Source organism: Saccharomonospora iraqiensis subsp. paurometabolica YIM 90007, from assembly GCF_000231035.2.
Classification (GTDB): Bacteria; Actinomycetota; Actinomycetes; order Mycobacteriales; family Pseudonocardiaceae; genus Saccharomonospora; species Saccharomonospora paurometabolica.
The window spans coordinates 217,807-221,501 of record NZ_KI912218.1 but is presented as its reverse complement, the minus strand read 5'-3'; the positions used below and the strand labels follow the sequence as shown (position 1 = coordinate 221,501).

Annotated in this window: 3 protein-coding genes; all 3 read left to right on the top strand. The window is 75.0% G+C overall.

The window, feature by feature from the left end:
* On the top strand, positions 1–572 hold a 572-nt coding region (locus SACPADRAFT_RS32460; RefSeq protein WP_007026886.1), incomplete at its 5' end, for an FAD-dependent oxidoreductase.
* Complete coding sequence (locus SACPADRAFT_RS0208310; RefSeq protein WP_007026887.1) at positions 569–1,576, top strand: polyprenyl synthetase family protein; 1,008 nt, start codon at positions 569–571, stop codon at positions 1,574–1,576. The genes SACPADRAFT_RS32460 and SACPADRAFT_RS0208310, both read left to right, overlap by 4 nt.
* A complete protein-coding gene (gene shc / locus SACPADRAFT_RS0208305; protein WP_007026888.1) occupies positions 1,573–3,603 on the top strand; it encodes a squalene--hopene cyclase in 2,031 nt (676 codons plus the stop codon). The genes SACPADRAFT_RS0208310 and shc overlap by 4 nt, the downstream gene beginning before the upstream one ends.
* Positions 3,604–3,695: the final 92 nt, after the last annotated feature.

Sequence of the window (3,695 nt, the reverse complement as noted above, 5' to 3'; positions counted from 1 at the left end):
TCGACGCCGACGCGGTGGTGCTGGCGACCGACCCGGACGGCGCCGGCCGGGTGGTGCCCGCGACCGCGGGGCTGTCACCGGAGCGGTTGGCGCGGCTCGGCGCGGTGCCCATCGTCAACGTGCACGTGCTCTACGACCGTGCCGTCACCGACCTCCCGTTCGCCGCGGCGGTGTCCTCACCGGTGCAGTGGCTGTTCGACCGCACCGCGGCCGCCGGGCTCACGACGGGGCAGTACCTGACGATCTCGCTGTCCGCCGCGCGGCAATGGCTGCACACCCCCGTCGCGACACTGCGCGAAAGGTTCCCGGCCGAGCTCGGCCGGTTGCTGCCCGCGGCCGCCGGGACCCCGCCCAGCGCGTTCTTCGTGACCCGGGAACGCCGGGCCACGTTCCACCAGGGCCCCGGCTCGGCGCGGCTGCGCCCCGGGGCCGCGACCGAGCTGCCCGGTCTCGTCCTCGCCGGGTCGTGGACCGCCACGGGCTGGCCCGACACGATGGAGGGTGCCGTGCGCAGTGGACACCGCGCCGCCGACCTGGTCACCGCGCCGTCGACGGGAGGTGCGTGCTCGTGACCGCCACACTCCCGTCCGAGGTGGACGCGACCCGGCACCTGGTGCGGCCCGCACTGCGGGAGGCGGTGCAGCGCCTGGAACCCGACCTGCGCGGGGTGGTGGCCTACCACCTCGGGTGGACCGACGAGAACGGTGTCCCCGTCGACGGGGACGGGGGCAAGTCGCTGCGCCCGGCCCTGGTGCTGCTCGCCGCGCAGGCGGTGCGCGCCCGCCCCGAGGCGGCGCTGCCCGGCGCGGTGGCCGTGGAGCTGGTGCACAACTTCTCCCTGTTGCACGACGACGTGATGGACGGGGACGCCGAGCGCAGGCACCGCCCGACGGTGTGGCGGCTGTTCGGCACCCCCACCGCCATCCTGGCCGGCGACGCCCTGCTCACCCTCGCCGTCGAGGTGCTGGAGGAGGCCGGTGACCCGGCCGCGACGGGCGAGCTGACCACCGCGGTACGGCGACTGATCGCGGGGCAGAGTGCCGACATCGCGTTCGAACGCCGCACCGAGGTCGGCGTGGACGAGTACCTGCGGATGGCGGACGGCAAGACGGCCTCCCTGATGCGGTGCGCCACCGCGCTCGGGGCGGTGCTCGGCGGGGCCCCCGACGGGTCGGTGCGGGCGCTGGCCGAGTTCGGGCGTGACCTGGGGATGGCCTATCAGCTCATCGACGACCTGCTCGGCATCCGGGGCACCCCGGAGGTGACCGGCAAACCGGTCCTGGCCGATCTGCGCGCGCGCAAGAAGTCCGTCCCCGTCGTCGTGGCCCTGGAGTCCGGCACCGCCGACGGCGCCGCACTCGCCCGCGGCTACCGCGACGACCGTGCCCCGACCGAGGACGATCTGCGCACGATGGCCGCGCTGATCGAGCGGACCGGGGCGATCGACTGGACGCGGCGGCGCGCGCACCGCTACCTCGAACACGCCCGGTCCTGCCTCGACCGGGTCGACGTCCCCCCGGCGATCCACGCGGCTCTGTCCGGACTCACCCAGTTCGTCGTGGAGCGTGACCGATGACCGATGTCCTGCCCGACCGTCCGACCGCCCGCTCCGACCGGGCCACCCGTCCCGGCGGTACCGCCGGACCCGACCACCCCGACGGTGCCGACGGCGCCGCGCACCCGACGGACACGGCCGGTGTCGGTCCCGCGGATACCGCCGTGGATCTGGACGTGGCCGGGACCGTCGACCGTGCCCGTGCCCATCTGCTCGCCGCGCAGCACGAGCAGGGCTGGTGGAAGGGCGAACTCGCCACGAACGTCACGATGGAGGCCGAGGACCTGCTGCTGCGACGGTTCCTCGGCATCGACGACGGCACCCTCACCGCGGAGACCGCCCGCGGGATCCGGGCCCGGCAACGGCCGGACGGGACGTGGGCGACCTTCCACGACGGGCCGGCCGACCTGTCCACCACCGTCGAGGCGTACACCGCGCTGCGGCTGGCGGGCGACCCGGTCGACGCCGCACACCTGCGACGCGCCCGGGAGTACATCCTGGACAGTGGCGGCATCGAGGCGACCCGGGTGTTCACCCGCATCTGGCTGGCGCTGTTCGGGCAGTGGTCCTGGGACGACCTGCCCGTGCTGCCCCCGGAGATGATGCTGCTGCCCGACTGGTTCCCGCTCAACGTCTACGACTGGGCCTGCTGGGCGCGGCAGACGGTGGTGCCGCTGACGATCGTGTGCGCGGCCCGCCCGCACCGGGACCTCGGGGTGGACGTCCGGGAGCTGCGCACCGGGGCGCCCGCGCGGGCGGCGGACCCGCCGGTGAGCTGGGCCGGCCTGTTCCACGGGCTCGACGGCGTGCTCCACCGGCTGGAACGGTCCCCGGTGAAGCCACTGCGCGGGTACGCGCTGTCCCGGGCGGAGCAGTGGATCCTGCGGCGGCAGGAGGCCGACGGCGGCTGGGGCGGGATCCAGCCCCCGTGGGTGTACTCGATCCTCGCGCTGCACCTGCGCGGTTACCCGGTGGAGCACCCGGTGCTCGCCAAGGCGCTCGACGGCCTGGAGAGCTTCACCGTCCGGGAGGACACCGACGACGGCCCCGTCCGCCGACTGGAGGCGTGCCAGTCGCCGGTGTGGGACACCGCGCTGGCCGTGACCGCGCTGCTCGACTCCGGGACCCCCGCCGACGACCCCGCCCTAATCCGTGCGGCGGACTGGCTGCTCGACGAGGAGATCCGGGTGGGCGGCGACTGGCAGGTCCGCAGGCCGGACGTGGCCCCGTCCGGCTGGGCGTTCGAGTTCGCCAACGACCACTACCCGGACATCGACGACACCGCCGAGGTGGTGCTGGGCCTGCGCCGGGTACGGCACCCGGAGCCGGAACGCGTGCGCCGGACCGTCGACCGTGCCACGGAGTGGGTGGTCGGGATGCGCTCCGCCGACGGCGGGTGGGGCGCGTTCGACGCCGACAACACGCGGACGCTGTGCGAGAAACTGCCGTTCTGCGATTTCGGCGCGGTGATCGACCCGCCCTCGGCCGACGTCACCGCGCACGTGGTGGAGATGCTGGCCGCCCGCGGGCTCGCCGAGTGCGACGCGGCACGCCGGGGCGTGCGGTGGCTGCTCGACCACCGGGAGGCGGACGGATCGTGGTTCGGCCGGTGGGGCGCCAACCACGTGTACGGCACCGGTGCCGCCGTCCCCGCGCTCGTGGCGTGCGGGATCCCACGCGACCACGACGCCGTCCGGGGCGCCGTGCACTGGCTGACCGCGCACCAGAACCCGGACGGCGGCTGGGGCGAGGATCTGCGGTCCTATGGGGACCGGGCCTGGGTCGGACGGGGGACCTCCACCCCCTCGCAGACCGCATGGGCGCTGCTGGCGCTGCTCGCGGCGGGGGAGTACGGCCCGGTGACCCGCCGCGGGGTCGCCTGGCTCGTCCGCAACCAACGCCCCGACGGCGGCTGGGACGAACCGCAGTACACCGGCACCGGCTTCCCCGGCGACTTCTACATCAGCTACCACCTCTACCGGATCGTGTTCCCGCTGACCGCGCTCGGGCGCTACCAGGAGGTGACCGGCCGTGCGCACGACGGGTGAGCCGGGCGTGCTCGTCACGGCCCTGCCCGTGGAGGCGGCGGCCGTGCGCGCTTCCCGGCCGGGGCTGCCCGTCGTCCGCGGTGGGATGCGGG

Bases quoted from the DNA above. Each gene is read 5' to 3' on its own strand.
- shc (WP_007026888.1), top strand. From the start codon at position 1,573: ATGACCGATGTCCTGCCCGACCGTCCGACCGCCCGCTCCGACCGGGCC.